This window comes from Streptomyces sp. PU-14G (assembly GCF_041028275.1).
In the GTDB taxonomy this organism is placed as follows: domain Bacteria; phylum Actinomycetota; class Actinomycetes; order Streptomycetales; family Streptomycetaceae; genus Streptomyces.
The window spans coordinates 1-20,567 of record NZ_JASKYT010000104.1 but is presented as its reverse complement, the minus strand read 5'-3'; the positions used below and the strand labels follow the sequence as shown (position 1 = coordinate 20,567).

Here is a 20,567-nt window from a genome sequence, read left to right as displayed (position 1 = left end):
AACCCCCACGGGGCTCCGCCCCGAGCCCGGGGGCACCATCCCCCGCCCCTCTTACGGGGTGGGGGCCGCGAGGGCGCCAGCCCCGTCTCTCGTCCGCCGCCACGGCGCGCAACGACAGTGGCGAGGGTCCGGCGGAGAGGGGGCGGCCTCAGCCGAAGCGTTCGGCCGCCCCGCGAGGGTCACCCGCCGAATTCCTGGAGGCCCTTCTGGGCCTGGTCCAGAAGGGCCTGGCGGCCCTCCAATTCGCGTTCCAGCTTGGCGGCCTTGGCCGTGTTCCCCGCGGCCCGGGCCTTCTCCAGCTGCGCGTGCAGCTTGTCGACGGCGTCCTGGAGCTGGCCCGTCAGCCCTGCGGCGCGGGCCCGCGCCTCGGGGTTGGTGCGGCGCCACTCGGCCTCCTCGGCCTCCTGGATGGCGCGTTCGACGGCGTGCATCCGGCCCTCGACTCTGGGCCGTGCGTCGCGCGGGACGTGGCCGACGGCGTCCCAGCGTTCGTTGATGCCGCGGAACGCGCTTCGCGCGGTCTTCAGATCCGTGATGGGCAGCAGCTTCTCCGCCTCGGCGGCGAGTTCCTCCTTGCGGGAGAGGTTCTCGCGCTGCTCGCTGTCGCGTTCGGCGAAGACCTCGGCGCGGGCCTGGAAGAAGACGTCCTGGGCGCCCCTGAACCGCGCCCACAGGTCGTCCTCGTGCTCCCGCTGCGCCCGTCCCGCGGCCTTCCAGTCCTGCATGAGGTCGCGGTACTTGGCGGCGGTGGGGCCCCACTCCCGCGAGCCGGAGAGCGCTTCGGCCTCGGCGACCAGCTTCTCCTTGCGCTGCCGTGCTTCCTCACGCTGCGCGTCGAGCTGCGCGAAGTGTGCCTTGCGGCGTTTGGAGAAGGCGGAGCGCGCGTGCGAGAAGCGGTGCCACAGTTCGTCGTCGCTCTTGCGGTCGAGCCGCGGCAGGCCCTTCCAGGTGTCGACCAGCGCCCGCAGCCGTTCGCCGGCTGCCCGCCACTGGTCGCTGGCCGCCAGTTGTTCGGCCTCGGTGACCAGTTCCTCCTTGGCGTGGCGCGCCTCTTCGGACTGCTGGGCCTTGCGGGCCTTGCGCTCCTCGCGGCGCGTCTCGACCGTCCCGGCCAGTGTGTCGAGGCGGGCGCGCAGCGCGTCGAGGTCGCCCACGGCGTGGTGGGCGTCGACCTGCTCGCGCAGGTGCTCGATCGCGGTGGTGGCGTCCTTCGCCGACAGGTCGGTGGTCTTCAACCGGCGCTCAAGCAGGTCGGTCTCCACGACCAGACCGTCGTACTTGCGCTTGAAGTAGGCGAGGGCCTCGTCGGGCGAGCCCGCCTGCCACGACCCGGCGACCTTCTCGCCGTCCGCCGTACGCACGTACACAGTCCCCGCGTCGTCGACGCGGCCCCACGGGTCGCTGCTCACAGCGCCTCCTCCACAAGATGCCCGGGAGGGGCGTTGCGGCCCCCCGGCATCGTCCACGGTTCTCGTCACAGCCAACATAGGCGACCGGCGCCCGCGCTGTCCGCATCCGGCGGGCGGCGAATTGCCGGGCCGGGGGTGGGGTGCCTTCGGCCGAGGCGCCCCAGTCCCCGGCCCGGACGGCACCCCCGGCGGGGTGGACGCGCGGGCGGCGACGGTCGGTTCTTCAGGACTTACGGACCGTAGCCTTGTCGATCACCACGGTGGCGTTGGGCGGGCCGTCGCCCTGCGGGGCCGCCACTCCCGCGTCGGCGATCTTCTTCAGCACCTTCATGCCGGAGTCGGTCACCTTCCCGAACGGCGTGTAGTTGGGCGGAAGCTCGCTGTCCTTGTAGACGAGGAAGAACTGGCTGCCGCCGGTGTCCGGGCCGCTGTTGGCCATCGCGACGGTGCCGGCCGGGTACTCGGCGCCCTTGAGGTTCTCGTCGTCGAGCTCGTAGCCGGGACCGCCCGCCGGGCTGCCCTTGGGGGAGCCGCACTGGAGCACGTACAGCGGCTTGGGCTTGGGCAGCGCCGTCATCCGGTGGCAGGGGGAGTGGTCGAAGTACTTCTCGCCCGCCAGGAAGTTGAAGGAGTTGACGGTGTGCGGGGCCTTGTCCGCGTCCATCTCGACGGGGATGTCCCCGCAGCTGGTCTCCAGCTTCATGGTGTAGTCGGCGGACTTGTCCACCGTCATGGCGGGTTCTTTCTTCCACTGCTTGTCGCTGGGCTTGCCCTTGGCGGGCTCGTCGCAGGGGTCGGGGGCCTTGCTGGTGGGTGCCTCGGAGGGCTTGTCCGCCGCTTCGTCCTTCTTCTCGTCCCCGTTCAGCCCGCCCGTGGCGGCGTACGCCCCGCCGGCCGCGAGGACGAGCACCACGCCGATGGCGATCGCCGTATTGCGGACGCGGGCCCTGCGCCGGGCTGCTTCCTTGCGCTTGAGGTACCGCTCGTACTTCTCCCGGGCGAGCTGCTTTCTGCGCTGCTCACTGCTGACCACGGTCTCGTCTCCTTCGAGGCGTCGCACCTGCGGGGGCTCACGTACCGTATACGTCTCCCCTGTGGGCCCGCCCTGCCCTCGTGCTGCTTCTTACCTGTTGGCCCGGTGCGCGTCGGCGCCGGTAGGCTGGCTGCCTGACCGGCGAAGCGCCCACTCGGCCGCTTCGCCGCTGTGATCCGCCGTCGGACGAATTGAAGGACGATCGTGCTTGTTGCCGGGTTCCCCGCCGGGGCCTGGGGGACCAACTGTTATCTGGTCGCCCCCGCCGCCGGTGAGGAGTGCGTGATCATCGACCCTGGCCACCAGGCCGCGCCGGGGGTCGAGGAGGCCGTCGCCAAGCACCGGCTCAAGCCGGTCGCGGTGATCCTCACGCACGGCCACATCGACCACGTCGCCTCCGTCGTCCCCGTCTGCGGTGCGCACGACGTGCCCGCCTGGATCCACCCGGCCGACCGCTACATGATGAGCGACCCGGAGAAGGGGATCGGGCAGACCATCGGAGCGCCCCTGATGGGCGAGCTGACGGTGGGCGAGCCGGACGACGTCAAGGAGCTGTCCGACGGCGCGGCGCTGAAGCTGGCGGGCATGGAGTTCACCGTCGCGCACGCGCCCGGCCATACCAAGGGGTCGGTGACCTTCAGGATGCCCGAACAGGCGGACGTACCGCCTGTCTTCTTCTCGGGCGACCTGCTGTTCGCCGGCTCCGTCGGACGCACCGACCTGCCCGGAGGTGACTCGGAGGAGATCCTCAGCTCGCTCGCACGCGTGTGCCTGCCGCTGGAGGACGAGACCGTGGTGCTGGCCGGGCACGGCCCCCAGACGACGATCGGCACCGAGCGCGCCACCAACCCCTTCCTGCGGCAGGTGGCCGCCGCCGGGCCGGGAGGCGGCGTCGGCGACGCCGCCCCACGACGAGGAATGTGACGAGAAGCCCCGTGAGCACCTTCAGCGCCCCCAAGGGCACCTACGACCTGCTGCCGCCCGACTCGGCGAAGTACCTCGCCGTGCGCGAGGCCATGGCGGCGCCGCTGCGCAGGTCGGGATACGGCTATGTGGAGACGCCCGGATTCGAGAGCGTCGAGCTGTTCGCACGCGGTGTCGGCGAGTCCACCGACATCGTGACGAAGGAGATGTACACCCTCACCACCAAGGGCGGTGACGAGCTGGCGCTGCGGCCCGAGGGCACCGCCTCGGTGCTGCGCGCCGCGCTGGAGGCCAACCTCCACCGGGGCGGCAACCTCCCGGTGAAGCTGTGGTATTCGGGCTCCTACTACCGCTACGAGCGTCCGCAGAAGGGCCGTTACCGGCACTTCTCCCAGGTGGGTGCCGAGGCCATCGGTGCCGAGGACCCGACGCTGGACGCCGAGCTGATCGTCCTGGCGTACGACGCCTACCGTTCGCTCGGACTGAGCGGTTTCCGGCTGCTGCTCAACTCCCTGGGCGACCGCACCTGCCGCCCCGTCTACCGGAGCGCGCTGCAGGAGTTCCTGCGCGGCCTGGACCTGGACGAGGAGACGCGGGCCCGTATCGAGATCAACCCGCTGCGGGTGCTCGACGACAAGCGGGAGAGCGTGCAGCGGCAGCTGGCCGGGGCGCCGATGATGCGCGACCACCTGTGCGAGGAGTGCAAGGCCTTCCACGAGGAGGTGCGTGCGCTGCTCACCGACGCGGGCGTCCCCTTCGAGGACGATCCCCGGCTGGTGCGCGGACTCGACTACTACACGCGTACCACTTTCGAGTTCGTTCACGACGGCCTGGGGTCCCAGTCCGCCATCGGCGGCGGCGGCCGTTACGACGGTCTCTCCGAGATGATCGGGGGCCCTGAGCTGCCGTCCGTCGGTTGGGCTCTGGGCGTGGACCGCACGGTCCTCGCCCTGGAGGCGGAGGGCGTGGATCTGGCACTGCCCGCGGTCACCGAGGTCTACGCCGTGCCGCTCGGAGAGGAGGCCAGGCGGCGGCTGTTCCACCTGGTCACCGAGTTGCGCAGGGAGGGCGTCGCGGCCGATCTCGCCTACGGCGGCAAGCGCATGAAGAACGCGATGAAGTCGGCCAACCGTTCCGGGGCGCGCTTCGCGCTGCTGCTGGGCGAACGCGATCTGGCCGACGGCGTGGCCCAGCTCAAGGATCTCGCGAGCGGCGAGCAGACCGCCGTGTCGCTGGCGGGTGCGGTGGCCGAGGTGCGGGACAAGCTGCGCTGACCACACAGCGAGTTGGGGCAGAATGAGCCTGGTACCGGCCATGACCAGATGACGGGACGAAGGCTATGACGATGACGGCACCCCCCGGTGAGGCGCATGTGACCGCTGACGCACCGAAGGGGGGTGCCGTCGGTGCGAGCAAGGCGTTCGGCTGGATGCTGATCATCACGGGCGCCGCGGGCCTGCTCGCGTCCTGGGTCATCACGCTGGACAAGTTCAAGCTCCTGGAGGACAAGAACTTCAAGCCGGCGTGCAGCATCAACCCGGTCATCGCCTGCGGCAACATCATGGAGAGCGACCAGGCCGCGGCCTTCGGCGCCCCCAACCCCATGATCGGCCTGGTCGCCTACGGCGTCGTCGTCTGCGTCGGTGTCTGTCTGCTCACCCGCGTCACCTTCCCGCGCTGGTACTGGCTGACGTTCAACGCCGGCTGCCTCTTCGGTGTCGGCTTCGTGTCGTGGCTCCAGTACCAGTCCCTGTACGTGATCGGCAATCTGTGCCTGTGGTGCTGCCTGGCCTGGGTCGTCACCATCGTCATGTTCTGGTACGTGACCGCGCACAACGTCCGCAGCCAGTTCCTGCCGGCGCCCGCGGGGGTGCGCGGCTTCGTCGGGGAGTTCCCGTGGGTGCTGCCGGTGCTGCACATCGGCGTGATCGGCATCCTCGTCCTCACGCGCTGGTGGGACTTTTGGACGGGCTGACGTGTGCGGCGGCACGCACCCGTGGCCGACGGCGCTGAGAGCCGGGTCCGCGGGAGGGACCCGGCGGGCGGGACGTTTGTCGGTGGCCTGACTTAGGGTTTCCCGTTGTGGAGCCCGATCTTTTCACCGCAGCAGCAGAGGACCGCCAGGCCAAGGACCCGTCCGCGAGTCCCCTGGCCGTGCGGATGCGCCCGCGCAGCCTGGACGAGGTGGTGGGGCAGCAGCATCTGCTGCGCCCGGGCTCGCCGCTGCGCCGCCTGGTCGGGGAGGGCGGGGGCGGCCCCGCGGGCTCCTCGTCGGTGATGCTGTGGGGCCCTCCGGGCACCGGCAAGACGACGCTCGCGTACGTCGTCAGCCAGGCCACCGACAAGCGGTTCGTGGAATTGTCGGCGATCACCGCCGGGGTCAAGGAGGTACGCGCCGTCATCGACGGTGCCCGCCGTTCGTCCGGCGCCTACAACAAGGAGACCGTTCTCTTCCTCGACGAGATCCACAGGTTCAGCAAGGCCCAGCAGGACTCCCTGCTGCCCGCGGTGGAGAACCGCTGGGTCACCCTGATCGCCGCGACGACGGAGAACCCGTACTTCTCCGTGATCTCGCCGCTGCTCTCCCGTTCTCTGCTGCTGACGCTGGAGCCGCTGACCGACGACGACATCCGCGGGCTGCTGCGGCGCGCCGTCGCCGACGAGCGCGGTCTCGACGCCCGCGTGACCCTCCCCGAGGACTCCGAGGCACACCTGCTGCGCATCGCGGGCGGCGACGCCCGGCGCGCGTTGACGGCGCTGGAGGCGGGCGCGGGCGCGGCCCTGGCCAAGGGGGAGTCCGCCATCGCCCTGTCCACTGTCGAGGAGGCCGTGAACAAGGCCGCGGTCAAGTACGACCGGGCGGGCGACCAGCACTACGACGTGGCCAGCGCGCTGATCAAGTCCATCCGCGGCTCGGATGTGGACGCGGCGCTGCACTACCTGGCGCGGATGATCGAGGCGGGGGAGGACCCCCGGTTCATCGCCCGCCGTCTGATGATCTCGGCGAGCGAGGACATCGGGCTGGCCGACCCCCAGGCGCTCCAGACGGCAGTGGCCGCGGCGCAGGCCGTGGCCATGATCGGTTTCCCCGAGGCCCGGATCACGCTGAGCCAGGCCACGGTGGCGCTGGCGCTGGCCCCGAAGTCCAACGCGGTCTACCTGGCCGTCGACGCGGCGCTCGCGGACGTGCGGGCGGGGCTCGCCGGGCCCGTGCCGTCCCATCTGCGGGACAGTCACTACAACGGCGCCCAGAAGCTGGGCCACGGCAAGGGTTACGCGTATCCGCACGACCTTCCCGGCGGTATCGCCGCGCAGCAGTACGCGCCCGACGAGGTGCACGGCAAGCGCTACTACGAGCCCACGAGGTACGGCGCGGAGGCCCGTTACGCGCAGGTGGCCGAACGTGTGAGGGCCCGTCTGCGCGGGGAGGACGTCCAGCAGCCGGGCGGCGAGCAGGGTTCCTTCACAGCCGGATGACGACCAGCGCGACGTCGTCCACGGACCCTTCGCTGACGCCCAGGCCGGCCAGCAGCGCGTCCGCCAGGTCCTCAGGGCCCAGGCTGCCGCGCCGGGAGACGGCCTCGGTCAGGCGCGCGAGTCCCGTGTCGATGTCCTCGTCGCGGCGTTCGATGAGGCCGTCGGTGTAGAGGACGAGAACGTCTCCCGGGGTGTAGGTGCAGGTGGCCTGTGCCCGCGGTTCCGCCTCGTTGGCGCGGGTGGCCAGCGGCGGATCGGTGGCCTGGTCGAGGAGTTCGCAGGTGCCGTCCTGGTGCCGCAGGATCGGCGGTGGGTGGCCCGCGCTGCTGTAGGTGAGCGTGTGGTGGGGGCTGTCGACCACGATCTTGACGGCTGTCGCGTTCATCGCACCCTCGACGGTGCCCGCGTACAGGCCCAGTACCTGCAGGGCCCTGGCGGGCCCGTCCGTGGCACGCATCGCGGCGCTGAGCGCGCTGCGCAGCATGCCCATGACGGCAGCCGCCTCCAGGCCGTGGCCGACCACGTCGCCGACGGCTGCGGCGAATCGGCCCTCGTGGGTGTCGGTCACGTCGTACCAGTCGCCGCAGACGTTGAGGGTCCCGGCGGCCGGCAGGTAGCGGACGGCGACGTTCGGCCGGGGGAGTCCCGGCGAGTAGAGCATCGCCTCCTGAAGGGTGAGCGCCACCTGCCGTTCCTGGGCGTTGGACCGGCGCAGTTCCTCGTTGATCCGGACCAGTTCCTGGGCCCGCGCGTAGAGCTGGGTCGTCAGGTCGGGTGCGGCCTCCCGGGCGCGGGCCCCGGCCGGCCGCGCGCCGTCCTCGGCCGCCACCTGCGTACCGTCCCGCGACGGTAGGTCCGCACCCTCGGCTGCGGGGTCCGTCAGGGCGGGGATGCTGCCGTGCTGCTGCTGGTAGGAGCGGATGAAGCCGGTCATGTCCTCTTCGCGGCACAGCACGGCGCTCACGGATCCGTCCGGGGCCAGCAGCGGGGTGTTGACCGTGTGCCACCAGCGTTCCTCGAAGACTCCGGGCTTGCCGGCGACCGGGATGTCGTACTTCTGGAGCGGGATGACGTCCACCTTGCGGAAGGTGACGACCCGGTGCAGAGAGGATCTCAGGCTGCGGATGCCGTCGGCCTCGGGGTCGGCGCGGTTCTCCGGGAAGACGTCGAAGATGTACTGGCCGACCAGCTCGTCCCTGATACGCAGGGTGAGTTCCAGGTACGCGGGGTTGACGTCCCGGATGACCAGGTCGGGACCCAGCAGCGCGTAGGCGCTGGGCGAGGCGGCGAAGAGGGCCGCGTAGTCGATCTCCGGTGACGTCACACGCTTCCTGCCGGTTCCCGGGTAAAAGGGACACATCCACTCTAGTGAGGGCGGTGCGGAGCCGCGCGGCAGGTGACCGCGGCCGTTCTGCCGCGCGGCCCGGCGGGCGGCCGGCGGGGCGTGCCTCGTCAGCCGCCCTGGGCGAACAGGGAGTGCATCGCGTGTCGCAGCCCGGCGACGGAGGCGACGGGCTCGGCGAAGTCGAAGCGGGTGTCCACGCACGAGCCCGCGGCGTTCCAGCCCCGCACGCGCAGTCCGAACCGGTCCAGGGCCAGCGGCGCGGCGTGTCCCCACCCCTGGCAGGCGCACAGCGCGCGCACCTGCTCGGCGTGGGCCGAGGCCAGGTGCTGGAGAAGTTCGGCCTCGTGGGCCGCGAGGGGGTCGCAGGACGCGTCGGCGAAGGCGTCGGGTTCCACCCCCTCGGCGCCCCACAGGTCGTCGACGTAGGCCTCGCCGACCTCCAGGCGGAGCATCTGCCGGGAGTCCCCGGCGACGGGTGCCGTCGGGGCGGCCTCGGCCAGCAGGCGGGCGCAGGCGGCTCGCTCGTCGCCGCGTACGGGGGTGAGCCAGCCGGCGATCCAGGCGCGTCCGCGGATGCGGTGCGGTACGGAGACGGGCGCCACGTCCGTGATCTCCATCACCGCGGCGAGGTCGTCGTCCTGGGCGTAGGCGCACACGCGTGCCTCCACCGAGTCGGCCGTCACCAGGACGATGACGTCTCCTTCGGGGGTGACGGCGCGGGCTTCGGGGACGCCGGCCCCCGGTTCCGCGGGCCCTTGGTCGGCGCCGGGAATGCTGAGCAGGGCGGATACGCTGGATTGCGCGAGGGTTCGTACACGTTCGGCGGCGGTCGGCTGCCGGGCGTCTTCCACGGGACGCGGCTGTTCCTCCTCGGCGTCTGTGCCAGGCAGGGGGATCCCAGGTCGAAACATACGTGCTCCTCAGCTAAGGTAAGGCTCACCTAACTTACACGGAGGTTCGTTCAACGTGAACCAGTCGCGTCCCAAGGTCAAGAAGTCGCGTGCCCTGGGCGTCGCGCTGACCCCGAAGGCCGTCAAGTACTTCGAGCAGCGCCCGTACCCGCCCGGGGAGCACGGCAGGGGCCGCAAGCAGAACAGCGACTACAAGGTCCGTCTGCTGGAGAAGCAGCGCCTGCGCGCGCAGTACGACATCAGCGAGAGCCAGATGCGCCGCGCCTACGACCGCGCGCGCAAGACCGACGCCAAGACCGGTGAGGCCCTGGTCGTCGAGCTGGAGCGGCGTCTTGACGCGCTCGTGCTGCGGGCCGGCCTGGCCCGCACCATCTACCAGGCGCGCCAGATGGTCGTGCACGGCCACATCAGCGTCAACGACCGGAAGGTCGACAAGCCGTCCTTCCGTGTCCGCCCCGACGACGTGGTGATGGTGCGCGAGCGCAGCCGCCAGAAGTACCCCTTCCAGGTCGCCCGTGAGGGTGGCTACGCGGGCGAGGGCGAGACCCCGCGCTACCTGCAGGTCAACCTGCAGGCGCTCGCCTTCCGCCTGGACCGGGACCCCAACCGCAAGGAGATCCCGGTGATCTGCGACGAGCAGCTCGTCGTCGAGTACTACGCGCGCTGACCTCGGCGGTTCCCCAGCGGCCCGCCCTGCGGCACCGGCGACAGCCGGTCCGCGGGGGCGGGCCGCGGCGTTTGCGCTCCGGCTTCCCTCCCGCTCGACTCCCACCGGCACACCTCGCGGGTGTCCCGGCCCGGAATCCGGTACAGGGCCGGTGCCGCGGCGCGATAAGGTCGGTACCTCATACGCCGCCGCGGTCGGCCACCCGGCGAGCGGCGGCCGACCCCATGACCCTCAAGGGAAGCGGTGCAGCGTGTCCGGTGGAGAAGTGGCCGGTCTCCTCGTGGCCGTCTTCTGGGCGATCCTGGTGTCGTTCCTCGCCGTGGTGCTGGTGAGGCTCGCACAGACGCTCAAGGCGGCGACGAAGCTGGTGTCGGGCGTGACGGAGCAGGCGGTCCCCCTCCTGGGAGAGGCGTCGGCGACGGTCCGCTCCGCACAGACCCAGCTGGACCGCGTCGACGCGATCGCCTCGGACGTCCAGGAGGTCACCTCCAACGCGTCCGCCCTCTCCTCCACGGTCTCCACCACTTTCGGCGGCCCGCTCGTCAAGGTCGCGGCGTTCGGCTACGGCGTACGGCGAGCTCTCGGCCGCAAGGAGCCCGGCTCCAAGGAGTCGCGGGACGCGGGAAAGGTCGTCGTCGGCCGCACCGTCCCCGCCGCCCGGCGCGGCGGCCGCAAGCGCCGAAAGGGCTGATCCCGCATGTTCCGCCGAGCCTTCTGGTTCACCACCGGCGCCGCCGCCGGTGTCTGGGCCACCACCAAGGTCCAGCGCAAGATCCGCAGCCTCGCCCCCGACGCGCTGGCCGTCCGCGCGGCAGACAAAGCCGTCGAGGGCGGCCACCGGCTGCGCGAGTTCGCCCTCGACGTGCGCGCGGGAATGGCACAGCGCGAAAGCGAACTCAAGGACGCGCTGGGCCTCGACGCACCGGAGGAGCCCGGCCCCGTGCCCCGGCTCCCCGGCCGCCGGACGGCCTCGCTTCCGCGCCAGCAGAGCGCCCCGCAGCAGGGCACCCCGCAACTGGGCGCCGTCCACCCCGCGCCCCGGCGCCACGACCTGAGCGGCCCCGAGGCCCACCCCCACCACTCGAACGACCGGAATGAGGACCACTGATGGAGTCGGCTGAAATCCGCCGCCGCTGGCTGCGCTTCTTCGAGGAGCGGGGGCACCACGTCGTGCCGTCGGCGTCGCTGATCGCGGACGACCCCACGCTCCTCCTGGTCCCCGCGGGCATGGTCCCCTTCAAGCCGTACTTCCTGGGCGAGGTCACCCCGCCCTGGTCGCGCGCCACCAGCGTGCAGAAGTGCGTGCGCACGCCGGACATCGAGGAGGTTGGCAAGACCACCCGGCACGGCACCTTCTTCCAGATGTGCGGCAACTTCTCCTTCGGCGACTACTTCAAGGAGGGCGCCGCCAAGCTCGCCTGGGAGCTGCTGACCAGTCCCCAGGGGCAGGGCGGTTACGGGCTCGACCCCGAGCGTCTGTGGATCACCGTCTACGAGCAGGACGACGAGGCCGAGCGCATCTGGCGCGACATCGTCGGGGTGCCCGAGGAGCGCATCCAGCGCCTGGGCATGGAGGAGAACTACTGGGACATGGGCGTGCCCGGCCCCTGCGGCCCCTGCTCCGAGATCAACTACGACCGCGGGCCCGAGTTCGGCCGCGAGGGCGGCCCGGCCGTCAACGACGAGCGGTACGTGGAGATCTGGAACCTGGTCTTCATGCAGTACGAGCGCGGTCCCGGCGAGGGCAAGAACTATCCGATCCTCGGCGACCTGCCCAGCAAGAACATCGACACCGGTCTCGGTCTCGAACGCCTGGCGATGATTCTCCAGGGCGTGCACAACATGTACGAGATCGACACCTCGCGCGCCGTCATCGACAAGGCCACCGCGCTGACCGGCGTCTCCTACGGCGCCGCCGAACAGACCGACGTGTCGCTGCGCGTGGTCAGCGACCACATCCGCACCTCGGTCATGCTCATCGGCGACGGCGTCACCCCCGGCAACGAGGGCCGCGGCTACGTGCTGCGCCGCATCATGCGCCGCGCCATTCGCAACATGCGCATCCTGGGCGCCACCGGGCCGGTCGTCCAGGATCTCCTCGACGTCGTCATCGAGACGATGGGGCAGCAGTACCCCGAGCTGATCACCGACCGCAAGCGCATCGAGACCGTCGCGCTCGCCGAGGAGGCCGCCTTCCTCAAGACCCTGAAGGCCGGCACCAACATCCTCGACGGCGCCGTCACCGAGACCAAGCAGTCCGGCGGCACCGTCCTGTCCGGCGACAAGGCGTTCCTGCTCCACGACACCTGGGGCTTCCCCATCGACCTCACCCTGGAGATGGCCGCCGAACAGGGCCTGTCGGTGGACGAGCGGGGCTTCCGCAGGCTGATGAAGGAGCAGCGGGAGCGCGCCAAGGCCGACGCCAAGGCCAAGAAGACCGGCCACGCCGACATGTCGGCCTACCGCGAGATCGCCGACAGCTCGGGAGCCACCGACTTCACCGGCTACTTCGAGACCTCCGGCGAGGCCACCGTCGTCGGCCTGCTGGTCGACGGCGTCTCCTCGCCCGCCGCCAGTGAGGGCGACGACGTCGAGGTCGTCCTGGACCGCACCCCCTTCTACGCCGAGGGCGGCGGCCAGCTCGCCGACACCGGCCGCATCCGGCTGGAGGGCGGCGCCGTCATCGAGGTGCGCGACGTCCAGCAGCCGGTGCCCGGCGTCAGCGTGCACAAGGGCACCGTCCAGGTCGGTGAGGTCACCGTCGGCTCGGCGGCGCACACGCAGATCGACGGGGACCGACGCCGCTCCATCGCCCGTGCCCACAGCGCTACCCACCTCACCCACCAGGCGCTGCGCGACGCGCTGGGCCCCACTGCCGCCCAGGCCGGGTCGGAGAACGCGCCGGGCCGCTTCCGCTTCGACTTCGGCTCGCCGGCCGCCGTTCCGGGGACCGTGCTCACCGACGTCGAGCAGAAGATCAACGAGGTGCTCGCCAGGGAACTCGACGTGCACGCCGAGTACATGGGCATCGACGACGCCAAGAAGCAGGGCGCCCTCGCCGAGTTCGGTGAGAAGTACGGCCAGACCGTGCGCGTGGTGACCATCGGCGACTTCTCCAAGGAGCTGTGCGGCGGCACCCACGTGCACAACACCTCGCAGCTCGGTCTTGTCAAGCTGCTGGGCGAGTCCTCCATCGGCTCCGGCGTGCGCCGCGTGGAGGCGCTGGTCGGCGTGGACGCCTACAAGTTCCTGGCCCGCGAGCACACCGTCGTCTCGCAGCTGACGGAGCTCGTCAAGGGCCGCTCGGAGGAGCTGCCCGAGCGGATCTCCGGAATGCTGACCCGGCTCAAGGACGCCGAGAAGGAGATCGAGCGGTTCCGGGCCGAGAAGGTCCTCCAGGCCGCTGCCGGGATCGCCGACGGCGCCAAGGACGTGCGCGGCACCGCGCTGGCCGCCGCCCGGGTTCCCGACGGCACCGCCGCCGACGACCTGCGCACCCTGGTGCTGGACGTGCGCCAGCGCCTCGGCAGCCGTCCTGCCGTCGTCGCGCTGTTCGCCGTCACGAACGGCCGCCCGCTCACCGTCATCGCCACCAACGAGGGCGCCCGCGAGGCCGGGCTGCGCGCCGGTGACCTGGTGCGTACGGCCGCCAAGGCGCTGGGCGGCGGCGGTGGCGGCAAGCCGGACGTCGCCCAGGGCGGCGGTCAGAACCCGGAGGCCGTCGACGAGGCCGTCGCCGCCGTCGAGCGCCTCGTGGCCGAGGCCGGGGGCAACGCCTGATGGACGCGGTGGACCCCGAGGCCGTGGCGTCCTTCCGGCGCGGCAGGCGGCTCGCCGTCGACGTCGGTGACGCCCGGATCGGGGTCGCGAGCAGCGACCCCGACGGGGTCCTCGCGACCCCCGTCGAGACGGTGTCGGGCAAGGACGTTCCGGCGGCGCAGCGGCGGCTGGCCGCGCTGGCCGAGGAGTACGAACCGCTGGAGGTCGTCGTCGGGCTGCCCCGTTCGCTCAGCGGCGGGGAGGGCCCGGCGGCGGCGAAGGTGCGCGCGTTCGCCGAGCAGCTGGCGAAAAACATCACACCGGTCCCGGTGCGGCTCGTGGACGAACGCCTCTCCACGGTCACCGCCGCAGCGGGCATGCGGGCCTCGGGAGTCAGCTCCAAGAAGGGCCGTTCACGCATCGACCAGGCGGCGGCTGTGGTGATCCTGCAGAACGCGCTGGAGACGGAGCGCAGCTCGGGGCACCCTCCGGGGCAATGCGTCGAAGTGGTTGTCTGATCGCTGTGCGGTAACGTTCCGCGCGACACGGCAGCCGCCGCACCCTCGCGCGCGCCGCACACGCCCCGGGACGGTTCCGGTCCGGGTGCCCGGCACGCGGCCCGGCTGCCGCTCTCGCGTCTCAAGGGGATCGATGACTGAGTATGGCCGGGAACAGGGCTCACAACCGTGGGACCCTGACGACCCTCTCTACGGGGATCAGCAGCCCGGATACCCCGGAGGCTGGAATCAGGCCCCGCAGAACGCCGAGCAGCAGCAGTACGCACCGCAGCAGTACCCCCAGCAGCAGTACCCGCAGCAGTATGGCGACGGCGGATGGTTCGATGCCCAGGCCGCCTCGCACCCGTCGCAGGGACAGGGGCAGCACTACGCTCCGGCGTCCTACGCCGACACCGACACCGGCGGTCACTACCAGGTCGGTCAGACCGTGGATCCCTACGATCCCTACGGCACGGGTCAGTACGCGACCGGCGCCTACGCGACGGGCGCGTACCCGTCCGGGGAGTACGGCACCCTCGGGTACTCCACGGGCGAGTATCCGTCCGGGGAGTACGGCACGGGCGGGTACTCCACGGGTGAGTACGCGTCCCCGACGTACGGCGCGGACGGGTACCCGTCCGGCCAGTACGGCACCGTCGGGTACTCCACGGGTGAGTATCCGTCCGGGGAGTACCCGACCGGAAGCCATCACACCGGTCAGTACCCGGCGGGGGAGTACAGCACCGGTCAGTACCCGACGGGGGAGTACAGCACCGGTCAGTACCCGACGGGGGAGTACAGCACGGGCGAGTACTCGACGGGGGAGTACAGCACCGGTCAGTACCCGACGGGCGAGTACTCCACCGGCCAGTACCCGGTGGGCAGCTCCCCGGCCGGGGAGCACACGGGCGAGTCCCCCGTGCCGTACGGAGCGCCGGGCGGCTACCGGACGGAGGTCCCTCCCCAGCAGCATCCGCACGAGGGCGGCGGCCCCGTGCCCGGCCCCCGGCAGACCCCCGGCACCGGCGCCGACCCGGAAACCGGCTGGGACCCGGGCCCCGACCAGGGCGAGCGCGCCTTCTTCCTGGACCGCGACGACGACCCCGACGGCGCTGACGGCGCCTGGGACGAGGAGGAGGACGAAGACGAGGCGGACGGCGGCGCGGGCCGCCGGCGCGGGCGCCGGGGCGGGAGCGGTACCAGGCGCGGTCGCGGCTGCGGCCTGGTCATCTCCGCGGCCCTCGTCGCCGGGGTCGGTGTCGTCGGCTACGTCGGTTACGACTTCTACCAGTCGCACTTCGCCCCCGCCCCCGACTACGCGGGCAAGGGCTCGGGCGAGGTCATGGTGGACGTCCCCGAGGGTGCCTCGCTCATGGAGATGGGCCAGGTGCTGCACAAGGCCGGCGTGGTCAAGAGCGCCGGAGCCTTCGTGGAGGCGGCGGGGGACAAGAGCATCCAGGCCGGCACCTACACCCTCCGCAAGAAGATGTCCGGGGCGGACGCCGTGGAGATGATGCTCGACCCGGCGAGCCAGAACGGTCTCATCATCGCCGAGGGCTGGCGGGCGAAGAAGATCTACGAGGAGATCGACAAGAAACTCGACGCCCCCGAGGGCACCGCCAAGAAGGCGGCCACCTCGGGCGACATCGGATTGCCGAAGTGGGCGCACGGCAAGCCGGAAGGTTTCCTCTTCCCCTCCAGGTACAGCGTCGGCAAGGACAGCACCCCCGAGGACGTGCTCCGCAAGATGGTCGACCGCGCGGAGGCCGAGTACGCCAAGACGGGGCTCGAGGACGAGGCGGAGAAGGCGGGCAAGACGCCGGAGGAGATCATCACCATCGCCTCGCTCGTGCAGGCCGAGGCCCAGGAGGACCACGAGTTCGGCAAGGTCTCCCGCGTCATCTACAACCGGCTCGACAAGAACATGGCGCTCGGCTTCGACTCGACGATCAACTACGCGATGGGCCGTTCCACACTGAACACCTCGGTCGCCGACACCAAGTACCCCTCGCCGTACAACACCTACCTGCACAAGGGGCTGCCGCCGGGCCCGATCGGCAACCCCGGCCACCAGGCGATAGAGGCGGCACTCGATCCGACCGCGGGCGACTGGCTGTACTTCGTCACGGTCAAGCCGGGGGACACCCGCTTCACCGACGACGCGAGCGAGCACCGCAAGAACGTCGAAGACTTCAACAAGGAACAGCGCAAGAAGTAAGGAGAGCGGCGGCTGATGCCACACCCCGTTTCCGAGACCGCCACCCGCGCGGCGGTCCTCGGCTCCCCGATCGCCCACTCCCTCTCGCCGGTGCTGCACCGGGCCGCCTACGCCGAGCTGGGGCTCGACGCGTGGACCTACGACAGCTACGAGGTGGACGAGCAGGGCATCGCGGGCTTCCTCGCCGATCTGGACGACACGTGGGCGGGGCTGTCGCTCACCATGCCCCTCAAGCGGGCCGTGCTGCCGCTCCTCGACGAGGTCAGCGAGACGGCCGCCTCCGTGGAGGCCGTCAACACGGTCGTGCTCACCCGCGACGGGCACAGGGCGGGCGACAACACCGACATCCCCGGCATGGTCGCCGCGCTGGAGGAACGCGGCATCGGCACCGTCGAGTCCGCCACCGTGCTGGGCGCCGGAGCCACCGCCTCCTCCGCGCTGGCCGCCCTCTCCCGTGTCTGCGAGGGGGAGGTCACCGCCTACGTGCGCAGCGAGGAGCGGGCCCGCGAGATGCGCGGCTGGGGCGAGCGGCTCGGAGTCGCCGTGCGGACGGCGGACTGGGCGCGGGCCGCCGAGGGGCTGCGGGCGCCGCTGGTGGTCTCCACGACCCCCGCGGGCGCCACCGACGGGCTCGCCCACGCCGTACCCGCGTCCGGCGGCACCCTCTTCGACGTCCTCTACGACCCGTGGCCCACCCCCCTGGCCGCCGCCTGGAACGGCACCGTCCTGGGCGGACTCGACCTGCTGGTGCACCAGGCGGTGCTCCAGGTCGAGCTGATGACGGGGCGCAGCCCGGCCCCGCTGGCCGCCATGCGGGCCGCGGGCGAGGCCCAGCTGCGCTCCCGCACCGTCTGACGGCGCCTCGGCGGCCCGCCCTCCGCGCCGTCCGGAGGGCGGGCACGGAAGTCTCCGGTGGGTGGGCACGGAACTCTGTCCGGAGGGTGGGCACGGGACGAGGCCCTCACCACCGACGTGGGAGGATCGGACCCAGGAAAGAGGACGGGCCGCATGGCGGCCGAGAGGAGCACCGTTGAGCAGGTTGCGCTGGCTGACCGCCGGGGAATCGCACGGCCCCGCACTCGTGGCGACGCTGGAGGGCCTTCCCTCTGGCGTCCCGGTGACCACGGACATGGTCGCCGACGAGCTGGCGCGCCGCCGCCTCGGCTACGGCCGCGGCGCCCGCATGAAGTTCGAGCGTGACGAGGTCACCTTCCTCGGCGGCGTACGCCACGGGCAGTCCCTCGGGTCGCCGGTCGCGGTCATGGTCGGCAACACCGAGTGGCCGAAGTGGGAGAAGGTGATGGCCGCCGACCCGGTCGACGCCGACGAGCTGGAACAGCTGGCCCGCAACGCCCCGCTGACCCGCCCCCGCCCCGGCCACGCCGACCTCGCCGGGATGCAGAAGTACGGCTTCGACGAGGCACGCCCGATCCTGGAGCGCGCCTCCGCGCGCGAGACCGCGGCGCGGGTGGCGCTCGGCACCGTGGCCCGTTCCTTCCTCCGCGAGACGGCGGGTGTCGAGCTCGTCTCGCACGTGGTGGAGCTGGGCGCCGCCAAGGCGCCCTACGGCACGGTCCCGCAGCCGGCGGACGTCGCGCGGCTGGACGCCGACCCGGTGCGGTGCCTGGACGCCGACGCGAGCGAGGCGATGGTCGCCGAGATCGACCAGGCGCACAAGGACGGCGACACCCTCGGCGGTGTCGTGGAGGTCGTCGCGCACGGTGTGCCCGTCGGGCTGGGCTCGCACGTGCACTGGGACCGGCGGCTGGACGCACGGCTGGCCGGGGCGCTCATGGGCATCCAGGCGATCAAGGGCGTCGAGCTGGGCGACGGCTTCGACCTGGCGCGGGTGCCGGGCTCCCAGGCACACGACGAGATCCTGGCCACCGAGGACGGCATCCGCCGCGCCTCGGGCCGCAGCGGCGGCACCGAGGGCGGTCTGTCCACCGGCGAGCTGCTGCGGGTGCGGGCGGCGATGAAGCCGATCGCGACCGTCCCGCGCGCGCTGGCCACCGTCGACGTACGCACCGGCGAGGCGGACAAGGCACACCACCAGCGCTCGGACGTGTGTGCGGTACCGGCGGCGGGGATCGTCGCCGAGGCGATGGTGGCGCTCGTGCTGGCGGACGCGGTGGCCGAGAAGTTCGGCGGTGACAGCGTGGCGGAGACCCGCCGCAACGTGCGCGGCTTCCTCGGCTCCCTGGAGATCAAGTGAGTGGGCCCGCGGTGGTGCTCGTCGGCCCGATGGGGGCCGGCAAGTCGACGGTCGGCGCCCTGCTGGCCGCGCGCCTGGGAGTGACCTGCCGCGACACCGACCAGGACATCGTCGAGGCGGCGGGCAAGCCGATCTCGGAGATCTTCCTGGACGAGGGCGAGCCGCACTTCCGCGAGCTGGAGCGGGCTGCCGTGCGCACCGCCCTCGCCGAGCACACGGGTGTCCTCGCCCTCGGCGGCGGCGCCGTGCTGGCGGACGAGACCAGGGCGCTGCTGGCCGGGCAACCGGTCGCCTTCCTGGAAATGGGCGTCTCCGAGGCCGTCAAGCGCGTCGGCTTGGACGCCGCTCGACCGCTGCTCATGATCAACCCCCGCCAGCAGTGGCGCACGCTGATGGAGGAACGCCGGCCGCTGTACACCGAGGTGGCCCGCGTCGTCGTCAGCACCCAGGACCGTACGCCCGAGCAGGTCGCCGACGAGATCCTCGCCGCCCTTCAGCTCCCGTCCACCCAGCCGGAGAACCAGCGATGACCACCCCTCACCCGTCCGTGTCCCGTATCACCGTGGGCGGCTCGGCGGGCACCTCCCCCTATGACGTGCTCGTCGGTCGGCAGCTCCTCGGAGAACTTCCCCAGCTCATCGGCGCGGAGGCGCAGCGCGTCGCCGTCCTGCACCCCGAGGCGCTGGCCTCCACAGGGGAAGCACTGCGCGAGGACCTCGCCGAGCAGGGCTACGAGGCGATCGCGATCCAGTTGCCCAACGCGGAGGAGTCCAAGACCGCCGAGGTCGCCGCCTACTGCTGGAAGGCGCTCGGGCAGACCGGCTTCACCCGCACCGACGTGATCGTCGGCGTCGGGGGCGGCGCCACCACGGACGTGGCGGGGTTCGTCGCGGCGACGTGGCTGCGCGGGGTGCGCTGGGTCGCCGTGCCCACGACGGTGCTGGGCATGGTGGACGCGGCCGTGGGCGGCAAGACGGGCATCAACACCGCCGAGGGCAAGAACCTGGTGGGCGCCTTCCATCCGCCCGCCGGGGTGCTGTGCGACCTGGCGGCACTGGAGTCGCTGGGCGTCCACGACTACGTCAGCGGTCTCGCCGAGATCATCAAGGCGGGCTTCATCGCCGACCCGGTCATCCTCGAGCTGATCGAGTCCGATCCGCAGGCCGCCCGCACGCCCCAGGGCGCCCACGCCGCCGAGCTGATCGAGCGCTCGATCCGGGTGAAGGCCGAGGTCGTCTCGGAGGACCTGAAGGAGTCGGGCCGCCGCGAGATCCTCAACTACGGGCACACGCTCGGGCACGCCATCGAGAAGAACGAGCGCTACAACTGGCGCCACGGGGCGGCCGTCTCGGTGGGCATGGTCTTCGCCGCAGAGCTCGGCCGGATCGCGGGCCGGCTCGACGACGCGACCGCCGACCGGCACCGTGCGGTACTGGAGTCGGTCGGGCTGCCCGTCACCTACCGTGGCGACCAGTGGCCCAAGCTGCTGGAGACGATGAAGGTCGACAAGAAGTCGCGCGGCAACCGGCTGCGCTTCATCGTCCTGGAGGGGCTCGCCAAACCGGCCGTGCTGGAGAGCCCCGACCCGGCGATGCTGCTGGCCGCCCACGCGGAGATCGCCGCCTGAGCCGCGCCGCCGGCCGAGCGGGCGGGCCGCGGCCCCCGGGAGCCCCGCGGCCCGCCGAGAGGGAACCGTCGGGCGGCCCTGGGGCGTCGGGCACTCGGGAGCGGACCCGGCCGTTCCCACACAGACGGCCGGGGACGGTACCGTCAGTAGCCGAACGCACAGCATCACACCGGGCGTTGCGCTGCGACGCTCGCACACCTTGAGACGGAGTTGGGGTCCGGATGCAGCACAGCGGTGCCCAAGGCGCCCACCCAGGCTTCGGGGCACAGTGGCCCGTCCCCGCACCGTCGCCGGGCGTTCTCGCGGCGGGTGGCTTCTCTCCGCGCCCTCCGCACGCGCAGGTCCCACCGCAGCCCCAGCCGCACCCGCATCCGGCGCCTCCGCAGCCGCACCCGGCGCGCCAGGGGGCGGCCCCGCAGCAGCCCCAGCCCCCTCAGCAGCCACCGCACCAACCTCCCCTCCAGCCACCGGCGCCTCCCCGGCAC

The 20,567-nt window shown here is 71.8% G+C and carries 19 protein-coding genes; 14 read left to right on the top strand and 5 right to left on the bottom strand.

The features are described 5' to 3' along the window. Positions 1-179 precede the first annotated feature (179 nt). On the bottom strand, positions 180-1,409 hold the full coding sequence (locus AB8Z75_RS14890; protein ID WP_369202055.1) for a DUF349 domain-containing protein: 1,230 nt from the start codon (positions 1,407-1,409) through the stop codon (positions 180-182). A gap of 223 nt (positions 1,410-1,632) precedes the next feature. Beyond that, complete coding sequence (locus AB8Z75_RS14885) at positions 1,633-2,442, bottom strand: peptidylprolyl isomerase (RefSeq protein ID WP_369202053.1); 810 nt, start codon at positions 2,440-2,442, stop codon at positions 1,633-1,635. 204 nt (positions 2,443-2,646) lie between these two features. On the opposite strand from AB8Z75_RS14885, the gene AB8Z75_RS14880 reads away from it, so the two are divergent. The 4 genes from AB8Z75_RS14880 (at position 2,647) to AB8Z75_RS14865 (ending at position 6,843) form a co-directional block, all read left to right on the top strand. Then, positions 2,647-3,366, top strand: a complete 720-nt coding sequence (locus AB8Z75_RS14880) for an MBL fold metallo-hydrolase (RefSeq protein WP_369202051.1) — start codon at positions 2,647-2,649, stop codon at positions 3,364-3,366. Between the two features lie 11 nt (positions 3,367-3,377). After that, entirely contained in the window at positions 3,378-4,640 is a 1,263-nt protein-coding gene (gene hisS / locus AB8Z75_RS14875; RefSeq protein ID WP_369202049.1) for a histidine--tRNA ligase, read from the top strand. Between the two features lie 65 nt (positions 4,641-4,705). Next, on the top strand, positions 4,706-5,341 hold the full coding sequence (locus tag AB8Z75_RS14870) for a vitamin K epoxide reductase family protein (RefSeq protein ID WP_369202047.1): 636 nt from the start codon (positions 4,706-4,708) through the stop codon (positions 5,339-5,341). 107 nt (positions 5,342-5,448) lie between these two features. Continuing rightward, complete coding sequence (locus tag AB8Z75_RS14865; RefSeq protein ID WP_369202045.1) at positions 5,449-6,843, top strand: replication-associated recombination protein A; 1,395 nt, start codon at positions 5,449-5,451, stop codon at positions 6,841-6,843. Here AB8Z75_RS14865 and AB8Z75_RS14860 read toward each other — a convergent pair. Further along, a complete protein-coding gene (locus AB8Z75_RS14860) occupies positions 6,830-8,167 on the bottom strand; it encodes a PP2C family protein-serine/threonine phosphatase (RefSeq protein ID WP_369202043.1) in 1,338 nt (445 codons plus the stop codon). The genes AB8Z75_RS14865 and AB8Z75_RS14860 overlap by 14 nt on opposite strands. Before the next feature lie 128 nt (positions 8,168-8,295). After that, a complete protein-coding gene (locus tag AB8Z75_RS14855; protein ID WP_369202041.1) occupies positions 8,296-9,099 on the bottom strand; it encodes a DUF2470 domain-containing protein in 804 nt (267 codons plus the stop codon). 55 nt (positions 9,100-9,154) lie between these two features. Between AB8Z75_RS14855 and rpsD the strand changes: the two genes are divergently transcribed. The 10 genes from rpsD to aroB all read left to right on the top strand — a co-directional run bounded on the left by rpsD (position 9,155) and on the right by aroB (position 20,082). Further along, complete coding sequence (gene rpsD, locus AB8Z75_RS14850) at positions 9,155-9,766, top strand: 30S ribosomal protein S4 (protein ID WP_114015677.1); 612 nt, start codon at positions 9,155-9,157, stop codon at positions 9,764-9,766. A 250-nt stretch (positions 9,767-10,016) separates the two neighbouring features. Then, entirely contained in the window at positions 10,017-10,457 is a 441-nt protein-coding gene (locus AB8Z75_RS14845; protein ID WP_369202038.1) for a DUF948 domain-containing protein, read from the top strand. Between the two features lie 6 nt (positions 10,458-10,463). Continuing rightward, entirely contained in the window at positions 10,464-10,874 is a 411-nt protein-coding gene (locus AB8Z75_RS14840; RefSeq protein WP_369202036.1) for a DUF6167 family protein, read from the top strand. Beyond that, complete coding sequence (gene alaS / locus AB8Z75_RS14835) at positions 10,874-13,546, top strand: alanine--tRNA ligase (protein ID WP_369202034.1); 2,673 nt, start codon at positions 10,874-10,876, stop codon at positions 13,544-13,546. Before AB8Z75_RS14840 ends, alaS begins: the two co-directional genes overlap by 1 nt. Continuing rightward, positions 13,546-14,043 carry a Holliday junction resolvase RuvX gene (ruvX, locus tag AB8Z75_RS14830; RefSeq protein WP_369202032.1) on the top strand — a complete coding sequence of 166 codons (498 nt, stop codon included), beginning with the start codon at positions 13,546-13,548 and terminating at the stop codon, positions 14,041-14,043. The genes alaS and ruvX overlap by 1 nt, the downstream gene beginning before the upstream one ends. A gap of 133 nt (positions 14,044-14,176) precedes the next feature. Further along, positions 14,177-16,240, top strand: a complete 2,064-nt coding sequence (mltG, locus tag AB8Z75_RS14825) for an endolytic transglycosylase MltG (RefSeq protein ID WP_369202030.1) — start codon at positions 14,177-14,179, stop codon at positions 16,238-16,240. Between the two features lie 15 nt (positions 16,241-16,255). Beyond that, positions 16,256-17,095 carry a shikimate dehydrogenase gene (locus tag AB8Z75_RS14820; RefSeq protein WP_369202028.1) on the top strand — a complete coding sequence of 280 codons (840 nt, stop codon included), beginning with the start codon at positions 16,256-16,258 and terminating at the stop codon, positions 17,093-17,095. A gap of 175 nt (positions 17,096-17,270) precedes the next feature. Beyond that, positions 17,271-18,455 (top strand): chorismate synthase, encoded by a 1,185-nt coding sequence (gene aroC, locus AB8Z75_RS14815; RefSeq protein WP_369202026.1) that lies wholly within the window; start codon positions 17,271-17,273, stop codon positions 18,453-18,455. Further along, entirely contained in the window at positions 18,452-18,985 is a 534-nt protein-coding gene (locus tag AB8Z75_RS14810; protein WP_369202024.1) for a shikimate kinase, read from the top strand. The genes aroC and AB8Z75_RS14810 overlap by 4 nt, the downstream gene beginning before the upstream one ends. Continuing rightward, the gene (gene aroB / locus AB8Z75_RS14805) at positions 18,982-20,082 is read left to right on the top strand and encodes a 3-dehydroquinate synthase (RefSeq protein ID WP_369202022.1); all 1,101 of its coding nucleotides are present in this window, start codon (positions 18,982-18,984) and stop codon (positions 20,080-20,082) included. Before AB8Z75_RS14810 ends, aroB begins: the two co-directional genes overlap by 4 nt. Before the next feature lie 164 nt (positions 20,083-20,246). Here aroB and AB8Z75_RS14800 read toward each other — a convergent pair. After that, the coding region (locus tag AB8Z75_RS14800) for a hypothetical protein (protein ID WP_369202020.1) at positions 20,247-20,567 on the bottom strand (321 nt) is incomplete at its 5' end.